At 46.6% G+C, this 20,361-nt stretch carries 15 protein-coding genes; 4 read left to right on the forward strand and 11 right to left on the reverse strand.

Annotation, left to right across the window (positions count from 1 at the left end; translation table 11 throughout):
- Positions 1–43: 43 nt before the first annotated feature.
- From ACFO4O_RS09495 to ACFO4O_RS09520, 6 genes are all read right to left on the reverse strand, one after another.
- A complete protein-coding gene (locus ACFO4O_RS09495) occupies positions 44–1,327 on the reverse strand; it encodes a tetratricopeptide repeat protein (protein WP_382408301.1) in 1,284 nt (427 codons plus the stop codon).
- A gap of 86 nt (positions 1,328–1,413) precedes the next feature.
- A complete protein-coding gene (locus tag ACFO4O_RS09500) occupies positions 1,414–2,022 on the reverse strand; it encodes an energy transducer TonB (protein WP_382407767.1) in 609 nt (202 codons plus the stop codon).
- Between the two features lie 34 nt (positions 2,023–2,056).
- Positions 2,057–2,464, reverse strand: coding sequence for an ExbD/TolR family protein (locus tag ACFO4O_RS09505; RefSeq protein ID WP_382407769.1), 408 nt, complete (start codon positions 2,462–2,464; stop codon positions 2,057–2,059).
- A gap of 32 nt (positions 2,465–2,496) precedes the next feature.
- Positions 2,497–3,024, reverse strand: a complete 528-nt coding sequence (locus tag ACFO4O_RS09510) for a MotA/TolQ/ExbB proton channel family protein (RefSeq protein ID WP_382407770.1) — start codon at positions 3,022–3,024, stop codon at positions 2,497–2,499.
- A 32-nt stretch (positions 3,025–3,056) separates the two neighbouring features.
- Positions 3,057–4,457: a MotA/TolQ/ExbB proton channel family protein gene (locus ACFO4O_RS09515; protein WP_382407772.1), complete on the reverse strand. Its 1,401-nt coding sequence runs from the start codon at positions 4,455–4,457 to the stop codon at positions 3,057–3,059.
- Positions 4,458–4,470: 13 nt separating this feature from the next.
- Positions 4,471–5,247 (reverse strand): DUF3450 domain-containing protein, encoded by a 777-nt coding sequence (locus ACFO4O_RS09520; protein WP_382407774.1) that lies wholly within the window; start codon positions 5,245–5,247, stop codon positions 4,471–4,473.
- 225 nt (positions 5,248–5,472) lie between these two features.
- Between ACFO4O_RS09520 and ACFO4O_RS09525 the strand changes: the two genes are divergently transcribed.
- The 4 genes from ACFO4O_RS09525 (at position 5,473) to ACFO4O_RS09540 (ending at position 9,852) form a co-directional block, all read left to right on the forward strand.
- Entirely contained in the window at positions 5,473–6,243 is a 771-nt protein-coding gene (locus tag ACFO4O_RS09525) for a hypothetical protein (RefSeq protein ID WP_382407776.1), read from the forward strand.
- A 147-nt stretch (positions 6,244–6,390) separates the two neighbouring features.
- Positions 6,391–7,077, forward strand: a complete 687-nt coding sequence (locus ACFO4O_RS09530; RefSeq protein WP_382407778.1) for a hypothetical protein — start codon at positions 6,391–6,393, stop codon at positions 7,075–7,077.
- 26 nt (positions 7,078–7,103) lie between these two features.
- On the forward strand, positions 7,104–7,694 hold the full coding sequence (locus tag ACFO4O_RS09535; protein ID WP_382407779.1) for a tRNA-uridine aminocarboxypropyltransferase: 591 nt from the start codon (positions 7,104–7,106) through the stop codon (positions 7,692–7,694).
- Positions 7,695–7,788: 94 nt separating this feature from the next.
- The gene (locus ACFO4O_RS09540) at positions 7,789–9,852 is read left to right on the forward strand and encodes a putative bifunctional diguanylate cyclase/phosphodiesterase (protein ID WP_382407781.1); all 2,064 of its coding nucleotides are present in this window, start codon (positions 7,789–7,791) and stop codon (positions 9,850–9,852) included.
- Between the two features lie 78 nt (positions 9,853–9,930).
- Here ACFO4O_RS09540 and ACFO4O_RS09545 read toward each other — a convergent pair whose 3' ends face one another.
- The 5 genes from ACFO4O_RS09545 to phoB form a co-directional block, all read right to left on the reverse strand.
- Positions 9,931–12,687, reverse strand: a complete 2,757-nt coding sequence (locus ACFO4O_RS09545) for a TonB-dependent receptor plug domain-containing protein (protein WP_382407783.1) — start codon at positions 12,685–12,687, stop codon at positions 9,931–9,933.
- A gap of 131 nt (positions 12,688–12,818) precedes the next feature.
- On the reverse strand, positions 12,819–16,907 hold the full coding sequence (locus ACFO4O_RS09550; protein WP_382407785.1) for a hypothetical protein: 4,089 nt from the start codon (positions 16,905–16,907) through the stop codon (positions 12,819–12,821).
- 135 nt (positions 16,908–17,042) lie between these two features.
- Positions 17,043–18,158, reverse strand: coding sequence for a PstS family phosphate ABC transporter substrate-binding protein (locus ACFO4O_RS09555; RefSeq protein ID WP_382407787.1), 1,116 nt, complete (start codon positions 18,156–18,158; stop codon positions 17,043–17,045).
- 1 nt (position 18,159) lies between these two features.
- A complete protein-coding gene (gene phoR, locus ACFO4O_RS09560) occupies positions 18,160–19,470 on the reverse strand; it encodes a phosphate regulon sensor histidine kinase PhoR (RefSeq protein WP_382407789.1) in 1,311 nt (436 codons plus the stop codon).
- 34 nt (positions 19,471–19,504) lie between these two features.
- Positions 19,505–20,194 carry a phosphate regulon transcriptional regulator PhoB gene (phoB, locus tag ACFO4O_RS09565; RefSeq protein WP_382408303.1) on the reverse strand — a complete coding sequence of 230 codons (690 nt, stop codon included), beginning with the start codon at positions 20,192–20,194 and terminating at the stop codon, positions 19,505–19,507.
- Positions 20,195–20,361 lie beyond the last annotated feature (167 nt).

Genomic DNA, 20,361 nt, shown 5'->3' on the forward strand with positions numbered 1-20,361 from the left:
CTAGCCAATTATTGAGCAAGCCTCATACTTCGGTGAGGCGTCGTTAAGAGCCTGCCTCAATAGCCTTGAGGGACTCAAACGTCGACTTTTCATTCTCAACATATTTTGTCCATTGACGAGCGGCACCTCGGCTGCTCGCAAAACCCTCTGCCTTTGCCAACTCATCAAGCGCCATAGCAAACTGACGGGTGTTATAAAGTGCAAGCCCTAACACCATGTGAGTATTGCCAGGGTTATCCAAGTTGCCTTTTTCAATGGCAATATTTGCAGATGCGATGGCCTTGTCGTATTGTTCAAGGTTGAAATAGAGCAGCGCTAACTGAGCATCAATTTTACCGTCGTCCGACATTTGTGCGGCTCGCTGCATCACCGGCACTGCCTTTTTCTCTTCTTTAGCGCGCTGCCATGACTGGCCTAAAAACGTCAAGTTGCGCAGATTGGCTTCGAGCAAACCAGAGGCGATGGCATCTTCCATGAGCTTCGCACCTTTGTAGGGTACGCCATGGTAGTAATACAATTGCGCTAAATTATAGGTATCGGATGCGGTAGTAATAAAGCCTCGTTGATAGGCAACTTCCATGGTCGCAAGTTGCTCCTCTTCACGCTCCAATTCACCATACATACCGGCGAGCTGGATCCAGTATTTAGGCTCGTCATAAAGGCGAATAAGCTTCACGATGATATCTTTCACTTTCTCTGGCTGTTTAAGCTCAAAATAAATAGCTCGCTGCAAGGTAAGCCAGTTCTCATCGGGTAAATAGCCGGCCTCTTCATGATTGGCTATAGCCTGCTCAATGTACGAAGCCGCTTGTGTATATTGCTTGTTTTGATAAAGCGCTTGAGATTTTAATATGTAGTTTTTGGGCGGAATTTTACCGTCATTGAGCGCTTCCCATCGTTCTAAATATCCCACTACCTTATCGTACTGGCCCTGCATCATGCTGAGCTGCGCTAAACTAAAGAGGGTAGTCTGCTCAAAGCTTACCGGAATAGGCTGTTGTTCAATCGCAGTCTTAAATGCCTCGATAGTTTCGTCAAAGCGCTCTTCGTTGTAATAAATAAAGCCGTAAAAGTTATACATCATCGCGCGCTCGTAGCTGTTCATGCTATCGGCTTTACTGTTGACTTCATCGAGTATCGATATAGCTTCATCTACGTTGCCGGCATCTGCAGCGCTTTGCGCCCGAGCAAGCTGCTCATAAACTTTTGACCGAAGCGCTGGGGTGCGCCGCGTCGCTCTGTCACCTAGTTTTGCGCTTGTTTCGCTCTGGGCGTTCACAGATGATACATAGCCAAGTGAAAGCGCTACGCCAAATCCACCTAACATACCGTGGCTGCTCGGAAGAACTAACAGCGTGGTAGAGCAAAGCACTGCCAATCCACGATAAAAAGAGCGTAATATCTGCATGATCATCACCCGTCTATCTTAAAGGTTACGCGATTTTGCACGCCCGACACTTCGGTTGGTTCGCCATTAATAACGCGAGGTTTGTATTTAAATTTAAGCACAGCGTCCATAGCAACTTGCTCAAAAATACCTTCAGGCTCGGCTTCAACTACCACTGGGTCGCGAACCGCACCGGTCTTGGTCACTGTAAACTCCACAATTACATAGCCTTGAATACCGCGCTGCAAAGCACGACGGGGATATACTGCGGCCACTTTTGTGATGGGGACATATTCTCCGTCGCCAGACTCCAAAGCAAGGCCACCGTCGAGACCAATATCGTTACTGATATCGGAGCTGAAATCCATACCACCACCGTCGCCATCTGGAGTAGATGCTTCCATTTGCGGTGTTTCCATCTGCGGTGGCGGCTCTTGTGGTTTAGGCGGCTTTTTTGGCTTGCGCTCTTTTTGCTCTACCTGCTCATCTTGCTTTACGCGCACAAAGTCAAGCACGCTACCGCGGGGCGGTTCAGTTAATGCACTACCGCCACTCTTAATGAGCGACTGCATTAAAAAGAACAATCCCAAGGTAATAGCTGCGGCCAGCACTAGGGCGATGACAATTCTAAACATAATGATTCGGCTCTTTCTCGTTAGAGGGCAAAGTCTAAGGCTCTTGAGCCGCTATCGACACATCAAGTATGCCAGCAGCACGCGAGGCATCCATCACTTTTATCAGGGTTTCGGTAGTGGCCTTTTTATCTGCTTGAATCACCACTGTTCCCTGCGGGTTCTCAGCGTGCAAACGCTCGATATTTGCCTGAACCGCGCGCACATCTACCCGGCGCTTGTTAATCCAGATTTCGCCTTTGTCGCTAATCGCAACTAAAATGCTGGCACGGTCTTTTTTAACCGCTGTAGAGGCATCAGGTCGATTTACGTCGATGCCCGCTTCTTTTACAAATGACGCCGTAACAATAAAAAATATAAGCATGATAAACACCACGTCTAGCATAGGCGTCATGTCAATTGTTGCTTCTTCTTCATCTACTAAATTTTGGAAATGCTGTTTCATAATGTTTCCTTGCTAAGCCTCAGCCCTAAGGCTTAGTTAATGTCTCGTTGAAGTTGCAGAGCGTCTTCTAAGTGCGTGCGCTCTGCTTTTGATGTGCGCGTTAAATATGCTGATGCAAATACACCTGACAGCGCGCCCACCATGCCGGCCATAGTTGGAATAGTTGCTTTTGATACACCCGACGCCATGGACCGAGCGTTACCAGAACCAGAAATTGCCATCACGTCAAACACTTCAATCATGCCGGTAACCGTTCCCATCAAACCTAATAATGGACATAGTGCAACTAAGGCCTGAATAATCGGAATGCTGCCGTTGAGCTTTAAAGACAAGCGCGAGATGTGCGCCTGGCGTATTTGCTCAGCAAACCATGAGGAGCGATCTTTACGAGCGCGCCACTGCATGGTGATGTCTTTTTTTAGTTTCTTGTGAGTAATATTGATATAGAGCACGCGCTCTAATATCAGCAACCACATCACGAAAATCAATACGCCGATTACAATAAGAACCTGTCCACCGGTTTCTGTAAAATCGCGTATCGCTTCAAAAAACTCAATCATGCTTGTTGTCTCCGAATACTGCCTTTTTTAGCTTATTTAGCGTTACTGGCTTGCGTTTGCAGCTCTGCACGCTCAGCAATCACGCCAGAGGCTTGCTCTTGGAGTATGTACACTATATTTTTGCTGCGCGTATTAAGCACTGCATACAATAATGTCATCGGGATTGCGACAACTAAGCCTAACACTGTGGTAACAAGAGCTTGAGAGATACCGCCGGCCATTAATTTCGGGTCACCGGTACCGAATAAAGTAATGGCTTGGAACGTGTTTATCATACCCGTTACTGTCCCTAGTAGGCCCATTAGCGGAGCGACCACCGAGATAATCTTAATAATAGTTAAAAAGCGGCTAAGCTTTGGCACTTCGCCCAAAATTGCTTCGGTTAAGTGCAGCTCCAACGATTCGGTGTCGGCATGTGGGTATTTGTCACGCACCAACATGATGCGGCCAAGAGGGTTATTGTTTTTGAAGCTTGGGTTTTTCAACTGGCTATTCACCTTAGCGCGAATAATCGATAGGCTAATTAAGCGCTCTATTGCTAGCAGCAAGCCAATTGCGCCTACCACTAAAATGATATAGCCCACTAAACCGCCCTGCTCAACTCGCTCTTGCAGGCTGGGGGCTTGCACGAGTAAACCCAAAATCGAACCGCCTGTTGGGTCTAAACCAAAGCGCACCAAATCGCCGTTAGATGCTTCAAGTGCACTAATGGAGTTTAAAAAACGGTCTGCAGGTTGGCGCACAAGCTCAGATACTGTGCCGGTCACACCGTTGAACTCTAAATATTTGCCGTCGGCAACTAGCGCAAAAGGTCCTACCCGCGTCACTTCTTTAGTCACTTTTTGACCGCCGGCCTCAACGACTTGGGTGTTGAATTTAGTGACCTTACCCGACTCTGTCATTTCTCGCTGTACTTCAAACCACACACGCTCAATTTCTTCAATAGACGCAAGTTTTGAAGATGACCCCATCGACTGCGCCATTTTATCTAAAAATGTCGCGCGATCAGGTATCTGTGCCGAAATCACCGAATTGTAAAACTTGTTTTTAGTATCTCCAGCCACCTGCTGCAGTACGCCAAAGAGCTCTTTCAATGAACCTAAACGATTGTCTAAGGCACCGTTGAGATCAGCCAGTTTAAATTCGTTTTCTTCAAAATTAGTTTCAAGCTGCTCTGAGGTACGCAATAAAGCATCGCGCCGCGCAATCGTCTCACGCAATATACGGTCTTGTTCAGAACGCTGAGAAATAAAGTCTTGCTCTCTCGCTTGGTTCTGCTGAGACTGGGAAAACTTGCCCTCTTCAAGTTGCTTTAGCAAGGCATCTAAATCAAGCGCACGTTCATTTTGTTGAGCTTGGCCTGCAAAAGCGAACGCACCGATAATAGTAACAACAGCGGCCTTACTGACCCATGATTGAAATAAGTGTTTCATTTATCTTTAATCCTTAGTCAGTAATCGACACTGGCACCATGAGTAAGTCGGGTGCAAGTTGTTTTTTAGCGATACGCAAGCCTTTAGTGACCTGCGTGCGATAGCTTGAATCGAGCTCTTCCCACTGGCGTGTTTGTTTGTTGTAAACGCCTTGGCGCGATGCATCGCGAGTTTGGTATAAAAGTGCGGTGCGGCCTATACGCAAAAATTCAACGTCTCGTTCTTGACCGTCTACGGTCAGTAAACCTGAGTAAGCTTCGATAGTGCGGCCATAGTCCATTTCAACTTGAAAGGCCTCCATCACGCGACGAAACTTCTCAGAGGGCGCAACATCGGCTCTGTCCATCATCGCTTGCAAATCAACGATGCGGTCTTTGCGCTCTTGTTCCAAAAATGGAATATCTAGCGCAACAAACTGCTCAAGTCCGTCTATCATATTAATCATTAGCGGGGTGATTTGACGCTCAATCACACTAACCTCGTCAATGGCGTCGTTGAGGCTTTGCATTTCATCCTGCTGATTTTGGATTTGCTTGCGCAGTTGTCCGTTGTATACCTCTAACCCTTCCATTTCTTTTAATAGGGTTTTGTATTGCTGTAGTTTGCTGTCAATTTGTCCGGCAATGTTGTCTATCTTGTCTTGAGACTGCTGTGCAGACTCGTTAATTTGCTCGGCAAGCTCTGTGGCAGGCTCAAGATATTGGTCTTCTTGTGACTGCGCGGGGGCAGCAAATACGATGGCCATGAATACAACCATGGGTATCGCAACTGTAGGGGTAAACACCTTCATACAAAATCCTAATGATTTAAGTGGACGTTTTTGACAAATTGGTAGCCCAACTTGCCTGAAATAATCCGAAGAAGGATAGGGATTATCTGTGACAGTTTTATTACAAACATCCCCTTATGCATGTGATTCACAAATCTGTCATAAAACTAATTTGATCTAGAAAACGGCAAGATCAGTTAATACCTATTGGTCAGCACATTTACATACGTACCTAAGGAATCACCATTGAAACAATTGATGCAAAATACCCCACGCTCGCTTTTGTTTTTAACCCGTATTTTTTTTACCAGTACATTACTCGTGACAATAGCACTGGGCAACAAGGCTTTGGCTGCAAACACCTCTGGCGTGCACGGGCCAAATGTTGATGCAAACGACCGTTCGATGCAGTTACGACTTGCTCTGTCTCCTGGCGATGAAGATGGGCAAACCGACAATTGGGGATATCGGCTTCATTATCAACATTCACTGAATGACCGCGTAAGAGGGCGTGTTATTGTGCAGTTTCGAGACCGCAGTGAATTTCAGTATGAGTATCTGCGCGGCGAAATCTTATACAACTTCAAAAAACGGGCAGACCAAGGCATCTGGTCAAGCGGCGTGCGCTTTGATATTCGCCAAAGACGCAGTGATAACCCAGAAGAGTTTGCCGTTAACTGGACAAATCAGTGGGATTTGGCAAACGGTATTCGTATTCGCGGTATCTTAATCGGTGCTTGGCAGTTTGGGTCTGATCGCGCCTTTAGCGGAACTGAGATTGAAACACGCTCAAGCATCAGCAAAAAACTCGAAAATGGTCTGAGAGTGGGTGTTGAAATGTTCAATGAATTTGGTGAGATAGGCGATTTTGGTTCGTTTGACGAACAATCACATCAAATTGGTCCCTTCATTGGAGGCTCTGTGGCAGGCTTCAAGTATGAGTTTAGATACTTGGCCGGCGTGTCAGACGCAACGCGCGATCACAACTTCGGGCTGCGTTTCAACAAATCTTTCTAAGGTCGCATTTGTCGCAAGCCAGCACTTTGCTTGCCTTTGCGCCCTAGTTAGCAATTTTTAAAGCCTTTCGGGTATAATAGCACCTCATATTTAGTGAGGTGCACGCACATGAAGTATCACTTTTCATCCCTAATAATAAGCTCGATCATGATCTTTGTTTCAAGCTTTGCTCATGGCAACAATGGCGGCGTTCATGGCCCCATTGTAAAGGCTAATACCCAACAATTTGACTGGCGCATTACCCACTCGCCTGCCGACCAAGACGGCGCTCAAGATTTGTGGGCTCAGCGCGTGCATTATCAACACGCCCTGAATAATCGCTGGCGAGTGCGCATTGTGGGTCAGTATCGCAAACAACCCGATTGGGATTATGACAGCGCAAAAATTGAGATGCTGTACAACTTCAATAAATTTGGCGAAAACGACAATTTTGCCAGCGCCGTGCGCCTTGACTATAGAACACGCCGTGGATCGCGACCCGATGACATTGCCATACATTGGACCAACCAATTTAATTTTGATGCTAAGAACTTCGTGCGTGCCATTATGATAGTCGGTAAGAATGTTAGCGGAACGCAGAGCCGTGATGTGCGCATTGCCACTCGCTTTGCCTACTATCATCGCCTCAATTCAACATATCAAGTAGGACTTGAGTTGTTTGATCAATACGGGCAAATATCAAATATTGCCGATTACGATGAACAACGACATCAAGTCGGTCCGGCAGTCATGGCGAAATTTGGTAAGTTTCAGGTATTTGCTCGCTATTTAGCTGGCTTAACCGACTCAACGCCAAACAATAATTTCTCAATGCGCTTGATTTACAACTTCTAGCGCTCAGTAAAAAGAATCTGCGTACTATGCCTAAACGGAGCGCCTGTAGTGTTTGTCATTACCCAAGCAGCCATTGCATTTGCAAACATGTTACGCAAATCAGCAGCACGGTTGCAATTTCTATATTGCAGGACCCCACCGAAACAAAGCACGCAAAGAATTCGGCGAGGCTAATTCCATTAGTCATGCCTCAGGCCGAGATATTTGTGGGACTTTTCCCTAACGACTTTGTACCGGCGCGCGAAAAACTCAAGCAGTTTACAAATACGCTACTGCTCTACCCCAATGAAAGCTCACTCACGATGGATGAGTATCATCATCGCTGCGGTGAATTTGGCAAGCCGGACCACATCATTTTGCTGGACGGCACATGGCGAAAAGCAAAAAAGATGTGGCTTAATAACCCATGGTTACATGAGCTAACGACGGCCACACTGCCAGCAGACCGAGCGTCTGAGTATCGCATAAGAAAAGCGCCTTTTGCCCATAGCTATAGTTCGATTGAAGCGCTCGCAACAACCCTAAACATCTTAAATATTGCGCCAAGTGCGCCCTTGCTTAAAGTGTTTAGCGCAATGCAAGCAAAATGGCCCGTGCTGGGCACAAAAGCGCTGTAGTTTTTGTGTTTAGTGCCGATATTCTTTACGCAACCTTAATCAACTGTGCGCAATTTTCAGCGCACACGCCACGTAACCCACCATGGAACGCTGCATGCACTGGATGTTAGCAAAAGATGAAAAAGCGACCCTAGCTGAAAGAGTCAAGCTTTTGTACTGGAACGCAACCACCGGGGTTGTGATAACCCTCGCAGCGTTCTTTGGCGTGTGTATCATGCAGCTTGATAACGCCCCGAATTACCTCGTCGCAATTTATATGTTTTTGATGGGCTTAATTTGCGCAGTGAGGTTGGTTGATGCAAGACGCAAATTGGCAAGCGACTATGACTTTTCGCAAACGCCTGATCAAGATTTTGCGACTTTCAGCGCGGGCGTATTGGCAACCGGCTTGGTATGGGCAAGTTTTAGCGTCACGTTTATGCAGCATGCAAGCCTGATAGAGCTCAGCTTTAATGCGATTATCCTTGCCGCACTAACCGGCGGTGCATTAAGCGTTTTAGGTGCGGTACAAAAACTTGTTTTTTCATATACAAGCTTACTACTCGTGCCCTACTGCGTTGCTGGTTTTTTTGTTGACATAGAGAACTTTGCAATCATTTCAATGCTCGGTTTAGGCTATTGGTTAGTCAGTATAAAAGCGTCATTTATTAACAGTCAGTTTATACAAAACACGCTTGAAATCGCTGATCAAAATACCAAATTACTTTCGCAATTAACGCAAGAAAAAACCAGCCTAAGCGAGAGTAACAAGGCGTTATCTGAGGCGCGCAGTAGTCTGCACGCTTATACCCATCAGCTAGAACAAAAAGTGCAGGAACGCACCGACGACATTATGCGCCTATCAAACCTTGATAGTTTAACCAACTTATACAATCGCAAGGTTCTGCAATACAAAATCGAACAAGCGCTTGCCTACCGTATTGGTATTGATAAACACACAAAAGCGTCGATTTTGTTTATTGATTTAAACGGCTTTAAAGAAATCAACGACCAGATGGGACATTATGAAGGCGATCAAGTCCTACAAAACATAGCTGAACGGCTCAACGCCATTCGACAAGCCTTTACGCCGCATATAACCCTCGGGCGCTGGGGCGGAGACGAGTTTGTGATGCTTGCCATGCATCGAAGTGAAGACAATGTTTCATCCTTAGTTGAAATGATTCAGCATGACATCTCAAAGCCCTTAATGGTTGCTGGCGTTTCCCTCAGCGTTGAATGCTCAATTGGTGTCTCTTGCTATCCTGACCATGCTCAATCGGTTAACAAGCTCATTCAATATGCCGACATGGCCATGTATGAAAACAAACGCGCGATTAAAAATACCGACCCCATCTTCAGAGAACATCTTTTACACAAACATGAGCGCCAACGATTTATAAAAATTGGCTTGAACCAGGCAATTGAAAAACGCGAATTGCATCTGGCCTACCAACCGATTGTAGATACGCAAAATAGTGCCACCTGCGGTATTGAAGCGCTATTGCGTTGGCAGCACGCAGACGAGCTTATATCTCCTGCTGAATTTATTCCCGTTGCAGAAAAGAGTGAGCTGATAGTTAAAATCGGCTTGTGGGTCTTGAAGCGTGCTTGTGAAGAGTCTTTGCAATTATGTAAGCAAAATAAGCTCTATTTGTCGGTAAATATTTCTGCCATGCAGCTAAAACAAGCAGATTTTATTGATGATGTTCGAAAAGTGTTAGCCCAAACACAGTTTCCTGCACAAAGCCTTCAGCTAGAAATAACAGAATCATTGATACTGGAAGAAAAAGACACAGTGGCAGAGGTAATATCAACGCTTAGGCAAACCGGTATTCGCATTGCCATCGACGATTTTGGTACAGGGTATTCGTCGTTGAAACAGCTACAAGATGTGCCTTTTGACGCCATCAAGATTGACCGCTCGTTCATCATTAACATGACCGAAAAGGACATTGCAATTTTAACCGCTGCAGATTTTATTGCCCGCCAGTTAAACGCAGCGACTATTGTTGAGGGCGTAGAAAGTATAGAGCAGCTTAACAGCCTTCGCTCGCTCGGCTTTAAGCAATATCAAGGGTATTATTTTGCCCGCCCAATGCCGGCCGACGCATTGCCTGCATGGTTTGAGACACAGCTGAATCTTCCAAAAACAGCAAATGAAAAGGTCGACGTGTAATTGTTGAACTGTTCAATAACAAAAATGCGCCTGCGATGATTCAAACAGGCGCTTTAAGGGGCTTGGGAGCACTATTGACTAAAAGTCTCTCGAATAACTCAAGCTAAATGAAATACCTTCTTCCTCAAACAACAAATCAAGACCTTCTTGAGTGATTTGCTTATCTTGATTGAGCAGGTTCTTCACACTGAATTTAATTGATGAATTAAAATCAGGGAAGTAGGTATAAATCATATCAACAGAGTGAAAGGTTTCTTCTTCAGCGTCTTGGTTACCGCGCGTGCCAGGCACAATAATGCGTGGACCAAAAGCGTTATACACCAAGGTTGCACTATGCTCGCCATTGTCTGAATCGTAACCAAGCTGCAGATTGGCAACCCATTCGGAGTGACCGACTAAGCGACGTTGGTTGTTAGTCACAATGTTTGATGCGCTAGTGGCGTTTAGAGCATCAAGCACCTGACGCTCAAACAATGAAATTTCATCGTCATCAACCGCACCTAAGGTCACTTCTGAGTCAGACAAAGTTAAGTTGCCGCTTACATAAAAGTTAGAAAAATTGTCGCCTAAGAAAAGAAGGTCTTGCAAAAACTCCATTTCTATTCCGTACAACTCACCCGACTCACCGTTAGCGGTTAATAGGTTCGGTGCAGCGCCGCCCACTGTGCCTAGCTCAACAAGTTCGATGGGCGTTTCAATGTCTTTATAAAATACAGCCACTGACAGGTTGTTGCCGTTGGCCATATACCATTCCCAGCGAAAATCAAAATTATCTAATTTTGAGCTTTGCAAAAGAGGCGAGCCTCGAACTAAAAATTCCGTCAATGGATCTATAAAGAAAGTCGTGCTGATATCACGTAAGTCGGGGCGAATGGCCGTCTGACTTACATTTAATCTGAACTGCATTTCTTCGCTCATCAAATAGGTAAGCGCTAAAGAAGGAAAGAAATCATCTTCTTGAAACGCAATATCTCTGATTTCTTCACCTTCAACGGAAAAGGTGTTGGCATGCGCGCTAAAAGGCACGGATATCTGACGAAAATCCTCCCAACGAACGCCGCCGCTTACTCGCCAAAGATTATTAATGAACGCATCGGCCATTATATAGTAAGCGTCAATTTTTGTGCCGGCCGCGTATTTATCACCATCAGCAACACCAGACTCTAAGATACCTGAGCCGGTAGCACTATTGTAAAAATCATCGTTTTGGAGGTTTTCAGGCGAAAATATTTCGTTAACTCGATTGCCGAAGGTAAAGTCATCGGCAATTGCACGGTGGGGAACCGTTATCGAGATATTGTCAGCAGTACGGGCTTTTTCAAAAAAGTCTCCGCCCACTTTAAATTCAAGCTCTAAATCTTTCAGATATAAGGGATAGCCAAAGTTCCAACCCAAAGAATCAGAAACATCGCGAAGCGTTTGAAAGTCTCTTTGCACCGCGGTAGCAGAAACGTCCTGCAACTGCTGGCTTTCAAGTACGCCATTTTCAAAATTTAGCTGGTACACCAAATCTAAACTACCCGGCTGCTGACGGCGCGCGCGGCTGGTTCCGTAGTACCAGTCAAAATAGGTATTTTCTAGCTGCGGAAAGTTATGCGTGCCTTTGATTTGATTTGAGTTCATTCGGCGCTCTTCAAAGAGCATATCGATACGGCTGAGCTCTGTCGTACCAAAGATGGTCTCGTTAACGTCCACGAAATCGCGCACCCGAACCCGATCGCGCATGTCGTGCAACAAAACATTCGTGATATCAATGCGGTGGTTGTTGTTGTATTTGTACCCAACGTTGAACATCCCGCTCCAGTTCACGTTTTGTTCGGTAGAGATGCCATCAAAGCTTTGCGCAAAACATTTACCGTTATTTACATTTTCAGGCGCTAGGTCGCTACATCCTACCGTGCCTAAATTAGTGCCGTTAAATTGCTCTTCAACCTTCCAGCTGTTGTCATATGACAAAGTCGATAAAAAGCCAATTTCGCTCTCACCGCTTAAGGCATAAACATCGCCAAGCGTAACACCTAGGCCAAAGTCAGGGCCAACGCTTTTTTCATCCGGACCAATATCCCAGTACATTGAACTTAACAGGGCTTTACGTTCGTTAAGTGTCAAAGGGAAGCGACCGCTACCTTCAATGCCGTCATCAGACTGTGCTGTTTCTAAGTTATTGTAGATAATACTGGGCAGCGCTCTGGTGCCGTCATCACGACCAGACCAGTCTTGCCCACCACCGCTATAGAAGAAACCGTCGTCGCTGTTGTTGGTATTGCTACCGATACTGCCCGAAAGTTTAAATACGAAGTCGTCAGGGATAGTTTTGGTACGGATATTTACGTTACCACCACCGAAATGCGCTGGCATATCAGGAGAGAAAGATTTTTGTACGCTCAGACTCTCGATAATATCGGCTGGGAATAAATCCAAAGGCACAACTGAGCGAGTAGGGTCTGGCGATGGCACACCCATGCCATTAAGCTGAGTGCTTGAGTAACGTTCACCCAAGCCACGTACGTAAATAAATTTACCGTCTACTAAGGTAAGACCCGTTACACGTCTTAAGGCGCCTGCAGCATCAGAATCGCCAGTACGCGATATTTGATCTGCGCCGAGTATGTCTGCAACAAAGGCCTGATTTTGGCGCTCTTGTAATACTGCGGTAGCACTTCCTTTGAGGCGAGTACCCGTGGTCACCACTTCTTCAATGGCTTCATCTTCGTCAGACTGAGCATAAGCAGGTGCTAATACTGCGCTTGTCATCAATGAAGACAAAATAGCTAAATGAAGCAGTGACTTCTTTGTGCTGGTTTGAGGCAACAAGGTGCGTGAATTAAAACCCATGTTTTTAAAACTCCATTGTGCGCGATACATCGCTTGCACACATCTTTAGTTAAAACCATTAAGGGCCCTCTTACTGTTTCAAGGGGCCCTTAACTTAACCTGCTGTTTACTAACAATTAATCAAGGTTCGATTAATCGTTAAGCCCAACACTTACCCAACCTTGCGTCCAATCGTTGTTCGCATCCATGGCACCGATGTAGTCAACGCTGTCGAAGAAAGCATCTACTGCAGAAGGGTCAGCACCTGCACCAAGTAGCAAAGAATTAGCCGCAGGCTGATAACCGTTTGCCGCTAAACCAAGCTCGCCAGGAGCAACTGTCGCGTTAGTCGCGTCACCGTTGAAGAAATTTGCACTAAAGTCGCTGTCAAAATTCTCTTCGCCACAGGCAATCACAGAGTTTTGTATAAACAGAGTACCTGCTGTCGCGTTAGCTTGTGCTTCGTCGCCGTTTACGCGTAAGCAGTTTTCATAACCAGTAGGTCCTGTTACCGCAAAGTTCCAAAGCGAGCCTGCTGTGCCAGCACGTAAGCGCACACCGTTTGCACCCGCTTCGCCGATTACAGTCACGTTAGCAATGCTTGGATTGGTAAGTGGCGTTGCCGCTGCGTCAAATTCGCTGTTGTCTGCTTCAAAGGCGTTGTCGCCAGTGTCATCTTGCTTAATTAAGACAAACTGCGCATTACCCGTCCAACCAAATGACCAGTCGAAAGAGTCATCACCAATAGCGGTTAACACAACGTGCTTCACATTTACGGTACCGCCAAAGAACTCAATGCCGTCATCTAGGTTTTGGTGAACGTGAATGTAGTCGACTACTGTACCTGAGCCCACGCCAGCAAACGAAATTCCGTTTAGCTCATCGCCGTTACCTAAGGTACGACCGGCGTGTTTGACCACTACGTAGTTAAGCGTACCCGAATCGTCATTAGGCATGTTGCCACCGAACTGACCAGCATCGCCTTCGGCGCTTACGCCACAGTTATTTAACTCGTTTTCTGTGGTTTCACCCACCTGGTCACCGCAAGAGTTTGCAGGAGCGCGGCCTAACAGCACCAAGCCGCCCCACTGACCTTGCGCAGTTTCTTCGCCAGTCACATCTTGCACTGAAGTCATAACAATTGGCGCATCCGCTGTGCCTAATGCTTCAATTTTAGAACCGCGACGTACCACTAAGAAGTCTTCACCTTCTTGTCCAAAAAGCGTAGTGCCTTCTTGAATGTACAAAATCGCAGAATCTTCATTATCACCGCCCACTGCTGTGCGACCGTTTAACACCCAGTGTGCATCGTTGGTCAAGGTAACGTTTGCTGTAAAGGTTGTGTCTGCACCAAGCTGATAAACAGGCTTGTCGGTAATAGCAGGGAAGCTAGATGACACATCTGTCGCAAGGCCTTGGTCTAATGCGTTTTGCACACCAGTAGGGAAGCCACCAGCCAAACCAAATGCCCAACCTGCAGCCCAGTCGTTTTCGCCATCAAATGCACCGATGTAGTCAGTTGCAACAAAGTAGCTGTTGTCTTCTGATAAATCTGCGCCTGCACCTAGCAGTGGAGAGCTCGCCTCTGGCGTTCTGCCATCTGATGCAAGGTTTAAGTCGCTTAAAGAAGCAAACACACGGTTAGTTGCTTCGCCGGTAAAGGTTTGCTCTGCAAAACTGTCACCAAAGTTCGCATCTTGCTCACATGCAATCACTGAGTGAGTGATGCTAAGGCTACCCGCTGAAACGTTTGCTTGCGCTTCGTCACCGTTAATACGTAAGCAGTTTGAATAGCCTTCAGGCCCTGTAATAACGAAGTTTTTCAAAGTACCTGCCGTACCAGCGCGTAATCTTACGCCGTTTGTATTAGCTGCACCTTGAATCGTGACGTTAGCCACAGTTGGATTGGTAAGCGGTGTTGCGGCTGCATCAAACTCACTATTGTCAGATTCAAAGGCGTTATCGCCTTCAGCATCGCTTTGTACGATATATACAAACTGTGCATTACCTGTCCAACCAAATGACCAATCAAAAGAGTCATCACCAATATCTGTGAGCACCACGTGACGAACGTTTACTGTGCCGCCAAAGAATTCGATGCCGTCATCAAGATTTTGATGCACTTGGATGTAGTTGACATTTGTGCCAGAGCCCACACCGGCAAATGAAATACCGTTGAGCTCGTCACCGTTACCTAAGGTACGGCCTGCATGCTTAACAATCACATAGTTAAGCGTACCAGAGTTATCTTCTGGGTCGGTGCCGCCAAACTGACCGGCATCACCTTCTGCGCTTACGCCGCAGTTTGCAAGTTCGTCAGCGGTCGTTTCACCCACTTGGTCACCACATGAGTTCGCAGGAGCACGGCCAAGCAATACTAAACCACCCCACTGGCCAATATCGGTTTCTTCACCGGTCACGTCTTGTACAGACGTCATGGTGATAGGCGCTGTTGCGGTGCCAAGTGCTTCAATGCGTGAACCACGGCGAGCAACTAAGAAATCTTCACCTTCTTCACCAAAAATAGTGGTGCCGGCTTGAATGAACAATACTGCGCTATCTTCGTTGTCACCGCCTACCGCTGTGCGTCCATCTAAGACCCAATGTGCATCATTAGTGAAGGTCACGTCGGCAGTGAACGTCGTATCTGCGCTTAAGCGATAAACAGGCTTGTCGGTAATCGTCGGGAATTCGTTAGAAACGTCTACCGCTAAACCTTGCTCCAATGCATTTGACACATCAGACGGGAAACCGCCATTTACGCCAACCGTCCAACCTGCCATCCAGTTGGTTTGACCGTCAAAGGCACCTACGTAGTTAGCAGCATCAAAGCTGGTACGAATGTCGCGTGGGTTAGTACCGCTTGTGAGCAACACTGAGCCTGCTTCTGGGCTATAGCCATTGGCAGATAAACCTAAAGCGTTTTGTGCGAGCACTTGGTTGCTTGCTTGACCTAAGAACCAGCTTTCAGTCGTGCCGCTACCAATCGCTTGGCTGTTAAAGTTATCGCTTGGGTCTTCACAGGCAATGATTGAGCCTGTCATGGTCAATTCGCCGCTAGCTGCGTTGGCCGCAGACTCATCGCCATTTACGCGCAAGCAATTGTCATAGCCAGCGGGGCCAGTAACTAACACGTTAGTAAGGTTGCCCGCTGTACCAGCGCGTAAGCGTACGCCGTTGGTGTCGTCGGCACCTACAATTGTCACGTTTGCAATAGCAGGTTTGGTAAGTGGACGAGCAGAGGCGTCAAATTCACTGTTGTCAGCTTCGATGGCGTTATCGCCTTCACCCGCTGCTTGTTGAATATATACATATTGCGCTTTACCGGTCCAACCAAAAGACCAATCTAAGCTGTCATCACCGATGTCGGTTAACACTACGTATTTCACATCTACCGTACCGCCAAAAAACTCGATACCGTCGTCAAGATTTTGGTGAACCTGAATGTACTCAACCGTCGTGTCTGAACCAACACCTGCAAATGAAATACCGTTTAGCTCGTCACCGTTACCCAAGGTACGGCCAGCATGCTTAACAACCACATAACGTAAAATACCTGAGTTGTCGTCTTCAACGGTGCCACCAAACTGTCCAGCGTCACCTTCAGCGCTCACGCCGCAGTTATCTAACTCTGCCGCGGTCGTATCGCCAACTTGGTCACCACATGAGTTTGCCGGAGCGCGGCCTAGCAGAACAATCCCACCCCATTGGCCAATGCCGGTTTCTTCACCGGTTACATCTTGTACTGACGTAAATACAATAGGAGCCGCTGCGGTGCCGTCAGCTTCTATTTGTGAGCCGCGGCGCACTACTAAGAAGTCTTCGCCTTCTTCACCAAAAATGGTGGTGCCTTCGTCAATAAAGAGCACGGCAGAATTTTCGTTGTCTCCGCCTACTGCCGTACGACCGTTTAATACCCAGTGTGCATCATTGGTAAGCACGACGTCTTCGGTAAAGGTGGTGTTTTCTGACAAGCGATAAACAGGTTTGTCGGTAATTTGAGGGAACTCAGATGAAACATCCGTCGCTAAACCTTGGTCAAGCGCAGAGGTAGGACCGTCTGGCGTTGTGGGCGGCTGCGTCGGTGGTGGAGTCACTGGCGGCGGCGTAACTGGCGGCGGATTATTTACCACGGTGCTGTTATCAACATCACCTTCTGAAATATTGATATCTCCACCGCATGCTGCTAACAATACCGCTGCCGCGAGCGTAGAGGATTTAAACAATCCATTTAGTTTCATTCGAGTTCTCCAAGAGTATGAGTATCTGTTCAATAAACGCGAATGAGATTAACTTAGGAAGGTGACAGAATTGTTACAGGTGCACTTTGTCACAAAAGTTTAATAAATGATAAGATATTGATTTTTAATGCGTTTTTAGTTTTTGATTAACAAGTTACGCTGCCGCTCCAGTAACCTTCCGGTGACGGGGTAATAATTGCTTTGTTCAACAATTTTTTGTCCTTGCTCAGACAGAATAAAATTTAAAAAGGTCTTTTCAAGTGTGGGCAATGGCTCACCGGGCGGCTTATTAACAACAATGTATAAATATCGTGTAAAGGGATAGCGCTCAGCAATAATATTTTCAGCATTAGGCGCATAATATTGGCCTTCAGAGTTGCCAATCGCAACCGCTTTTACGTCGGTATTACCATGACCTAATGCCGCATACCCCATGCCCCCAATACTCGAGGCTACCGACTGCACCACTGAAGAGGAGCTAGGCATTTCGTTGACTCGCTTATCGTAATCCCCATCGCAAAGTGCCAAATGCTTGAACAAATCGTAGGTCCCTGATGCTGAATTACGACCAAACAACTCTATGCGACGGGTGTCACCAAACTTACCTATTCCCAACTGTTGCCATCGACTAAGAGGAGATGGCGAGCCACAAAATCGGGTCATCGAAAATATCGCATCGATTTGCGCCAATGAAAGTCGACTCAGCGGATTATTCTTTTCCACATAAAGGGCCATCGCGTCTATTGCTACAATTAGGCTGGTTGGCGGATAGCCATATTTGCGTGTAAAACGCTGAATTTCGTTTGGCGTGAGGGCGCGCGACATGGGCCCAATACTAGCGGTGCCTTGAGTAAGGGCCTGAGATGCAGTTGCCGAACCCGACGCTTGAATTTGAAATTTCACATGAGGGTATAGCGTTTGAAACTGCTCTGCCCAAAGCGATATCAGCGTCGCGAGCGTGTCAGACCCAATAGACGTTATCGAGCCATATACACCGGGAGTGGAATGATAGGGATAGATCTTCAAAGGCTCACTCGGCGCTTCAATACCAAGCGGTATGCGCACCTCATCATCTGATTGCGATTCGCCGCTGATTTGCCCAGCATAAACATGCACAGGCGCTATCAACATAAGCGCAAACACAAGCCGCGATGCAGCAAAAGCGGCAATACTGGCTGCGGTTTGACGTTTTTTGCTATCACGCCCTTGGTGTTGACGCTCATTGGTTTGACGCTTAAAAAACACTTTCACATTAATCTGCTTCGTCTAAGGCAATAAGCTCAGGCGGCAGTATAAAATAAAACTTGCTGCCTTTGCCCACTACGCTCTCTACTTCTAAATGTGCGTTATGGTGGTGCAGGACGTGCTTCACAATAGACAAGCCTAAGCCCGAGCCGCCGGTTTTGCGTGAGCGCGCTTTGTCTACACGGTAAAAACGCTCTGTTAATCGCCTAAGATGCTTATCTTCAATACCATCACCGTTGTCTTTCACCGCGAAATAAGCGCTGCCTGAGCGGCGTTTCCATATTATCTCAATATGACCTTTGGGCGGTGTGTAATGCATCGCATTGAATATAAGATTTGAACAAGCGCTGCGCATTTCAGACTCCACGCCGTAAACCTTAAGCTCTGGGTCTACCTTAAACACAATTTCATGTTGCCTGTCTTTGTTTAAGGCATTCGCTTCCATTTCAATCTGCTGAAACAGCGCGCGCATATCAATCACGTTTTCAAAAATCCGCTCCGCACTTGACTCTATACGAGACAAAATTAGCAAATCTTCTATAAGATTCTGCATGCGCCGCGTTTGCGTGCCCATTTCATTCAGCGCCTTGTTTACTATAGGAGGCGTGCCCTCAGTACTGGCGCTAAGCACTTCTAAATAGCCATTAATTACGGTCAGAGGCGTTTTTAGCTCATGGCTCACATTGGCCACAAAGTCTTTGCGCATTTCCTCTAGATGCGACACCCGAGATACGTCGCGCACAATTAACAAAAGCTGATCCTCACCGTATTCCATCATCCGATATTCAAAGGTTTTATGCGGATTGGTAGGCGCTGGGATTTCAATCGGGTACTGATAGTCTTCACTTTCCAAAAACTCAATAAAACGAGGATGCCGAATCAGATTATCTATACGCCGGCCATTGTCGTCAGGCCAACGCAGCCCAAGCTCAATACGTGCGTTTCGGTTACACCACATAATCCGAGCTTGGTTATCAATCACCACCACAGCATCGGGCAAGGCCTCTGAGCCCTCTCGGAAACGCTTGACCAGCTCACCAAGGTTTTTACGCTTATTGCGGTTGCGTCGCTGCAGATAGTACACACCCTCATAAATATGATGCCATATACCAGGCGCACTCGGCGGCGACATTGTGCGGCTTTGCCATAACCATTTCGTAAGCTTATATAAATGCAGGTAGTTGTATGCCAGTAGGCAAGCAAAGAGCACCATAATCGCCAGCGCAACATCGTTTACATAAGCACCGGCAAGCAAGCTTAGGCATAACAAAATACCAAAACGAACCAGAGTTTTAGACCACGATTGGGGGTAATACATGATTTATATGGCCTCAGCTAAGACCGCAGAGGCACTACGCTTTATTTGAAAAGCGATATCCCGAACCTCTGACGGTTTGGATCATGGCGTCGTGCCCATGCTGTGAAATGGCTTTTCGTAAGCGGCGAATGTGCACATCTACTGTGCGGTCTTCTACATATACGTTAGTGCCCCATACATTGTCCAGTAATAGCTCGCGACTGTAAACACGCTCAGGATGAGTCATAAAAAAGTGCAGAAGCTTAAATTCTGTCGGGCCAATATCAACCGAATCGCCGTTACTGGTAACACGATGCGACACAGGCTCAAGCACTAAGCCATTAAATTCAATGGGTTCTTCTTTTGAGGTGGGTGTTACGCGGCGCATCACTGCCTTGATACGAGCCACCAACTCTTTCGGTGAGAAAGGCTTAGTAACATAATCATCGGCGCCAGCTTCAAGCCCTCGAATTTTGTCATCTTCTTCGCTTCGTGCAGTAAGCATGATCACAGGGATGTCTTTAGCAAACTCGTGACTTTTGAGCTTTTTTGCAAGCTGAACGCCGCTACCGCCCGGCAACATCCAGTCGAGCAATATCAAATCTGGATAAGGCTCTTTGATTTTTGCCAAGCCCACATCGTAGTCTTCGGCCTCGTCAACCGTAAACCCTGCCTGCTCGAGCACAAAGCTAAGCATTTCTCTAATTGGCGCTTCATCTTCTACAAGTAATATCTTGCGCGACATTTTTTTCACTCGTGTCATTGAATGTTGCCCGTATTATTGGAGTGCTCTGTGACAGTTTTATGAAACAAAGCACAAAATATGTCAAGGAATATGCGCAATGCTCATGCAATAAGATAAATAAAGCAGACTAAAACCAATTATTTATGAAAATGAGCGCCCTATGCAGC

The organism is Glaciecola siphonariae, from assembly GCF_042652645.1.
In the GTDB taxonomy this organism is placed as follows: domain Bacteria; phylum Pseudomonadota; class Gammaproteobacteria; order Enterobacterales; family Alteromonadaceae; genus Glaciecola; species Glaciecola siphonariae.

Bases quoted from the DNA above. Each gene is read 5' to 3' on its own strand.
- ACFO4O_RS09495 (WP_382408301.1), bottom strand. From the start codon at position 1,327: ATGTTAGGTGGATTTGGCGTAGCGCTTTCACTTGGCTATGTATCATCT.
- ACFO4O_RS09500 (WP_382407767.1), bottom strand. From the start codon at position 2,022: ATGTTTAGAATTGTCATCGCCCTAGTGCTGGCCGCAGCTATTACCTTG.
- ACFO4O_RS09505 (WP_382407769.1), bottom strand. From the start codon at position 2,464: ATGAAACAGCATTTCCAAAATTTAGTAGATGAAGAAGAAGCAACAATT.
- ACFO4O_RS09510 (WP_382407770.1), bottom strand. From the start codon at position 3,024: ATGATTGAGTTTTTTGAAGCGATACGCGATTTTACAGAAACCGGTGGA.
- ACFO4O_RS09515 (WP_382407772.1), bottom strand. From the start codon at position 4,457: ATGAAACACTTATTTCAATCATGGGTCAGTAAGGCCGCTGTTGTTACT.
- ACFO4O_RS09520 (WP_382407774.1), bottom strand. From the start codon at position 5,247: ATGAAGGTGTTTACCCCTACAGTTGCGATACCCATGGTTGTATTCATG.
- ACFO4O_RS09530 (WP_382407778.1), top strand. From the start codon at position 6,391: ATGATCTTTGTTTCAAGCTTTGCTCATGGCAACAATGGCGGCGTTCAT.
- ACFO4O_RS09535 (WP_382407779.1), top strand. From the start codon at position 7,104: ATGCCTAAACGGAGCGCCTGTAGTGTTTGTCATTACCCAAGCAGCCAT.
- ACFO4O_RS09540 (WP_382407781.1), top strand. From the start codon at position 7,789: ATGCACTGGATGTTAGCAAAAGATGAAAAAGCGACCCTAGCTGAAAGA.
- ACFO4O_RS09545 (WP_382407783.1), bottom strand. From the start codon at position 12,687: ATGGGTTTTAATTCACGCACCTTGTTGCCTCAAACCAGCACAAAGAAG.
- ACFO4O_RS09550 (WP_382407785.1), bottom strand. From the start codon at position 16,907: ATGAAACTAAATGGATTGTTTAAATCCTCTACGCTCGCGGCAGCGGTA.
- phoR (WP_382407789.1), bottom strand. From the start codon at position 19,470: ATGTATTACCCCCAATCGTGGTCTAAAACTCTGGTTCGTTTTGGTATT.
- phoB (WP_382408303.1), bottom strand. From the start codon at position 20,194: ATGTCGCGCAAGATATTACTTGTAGAAGATGAAGCGCCAATTAGAGAA.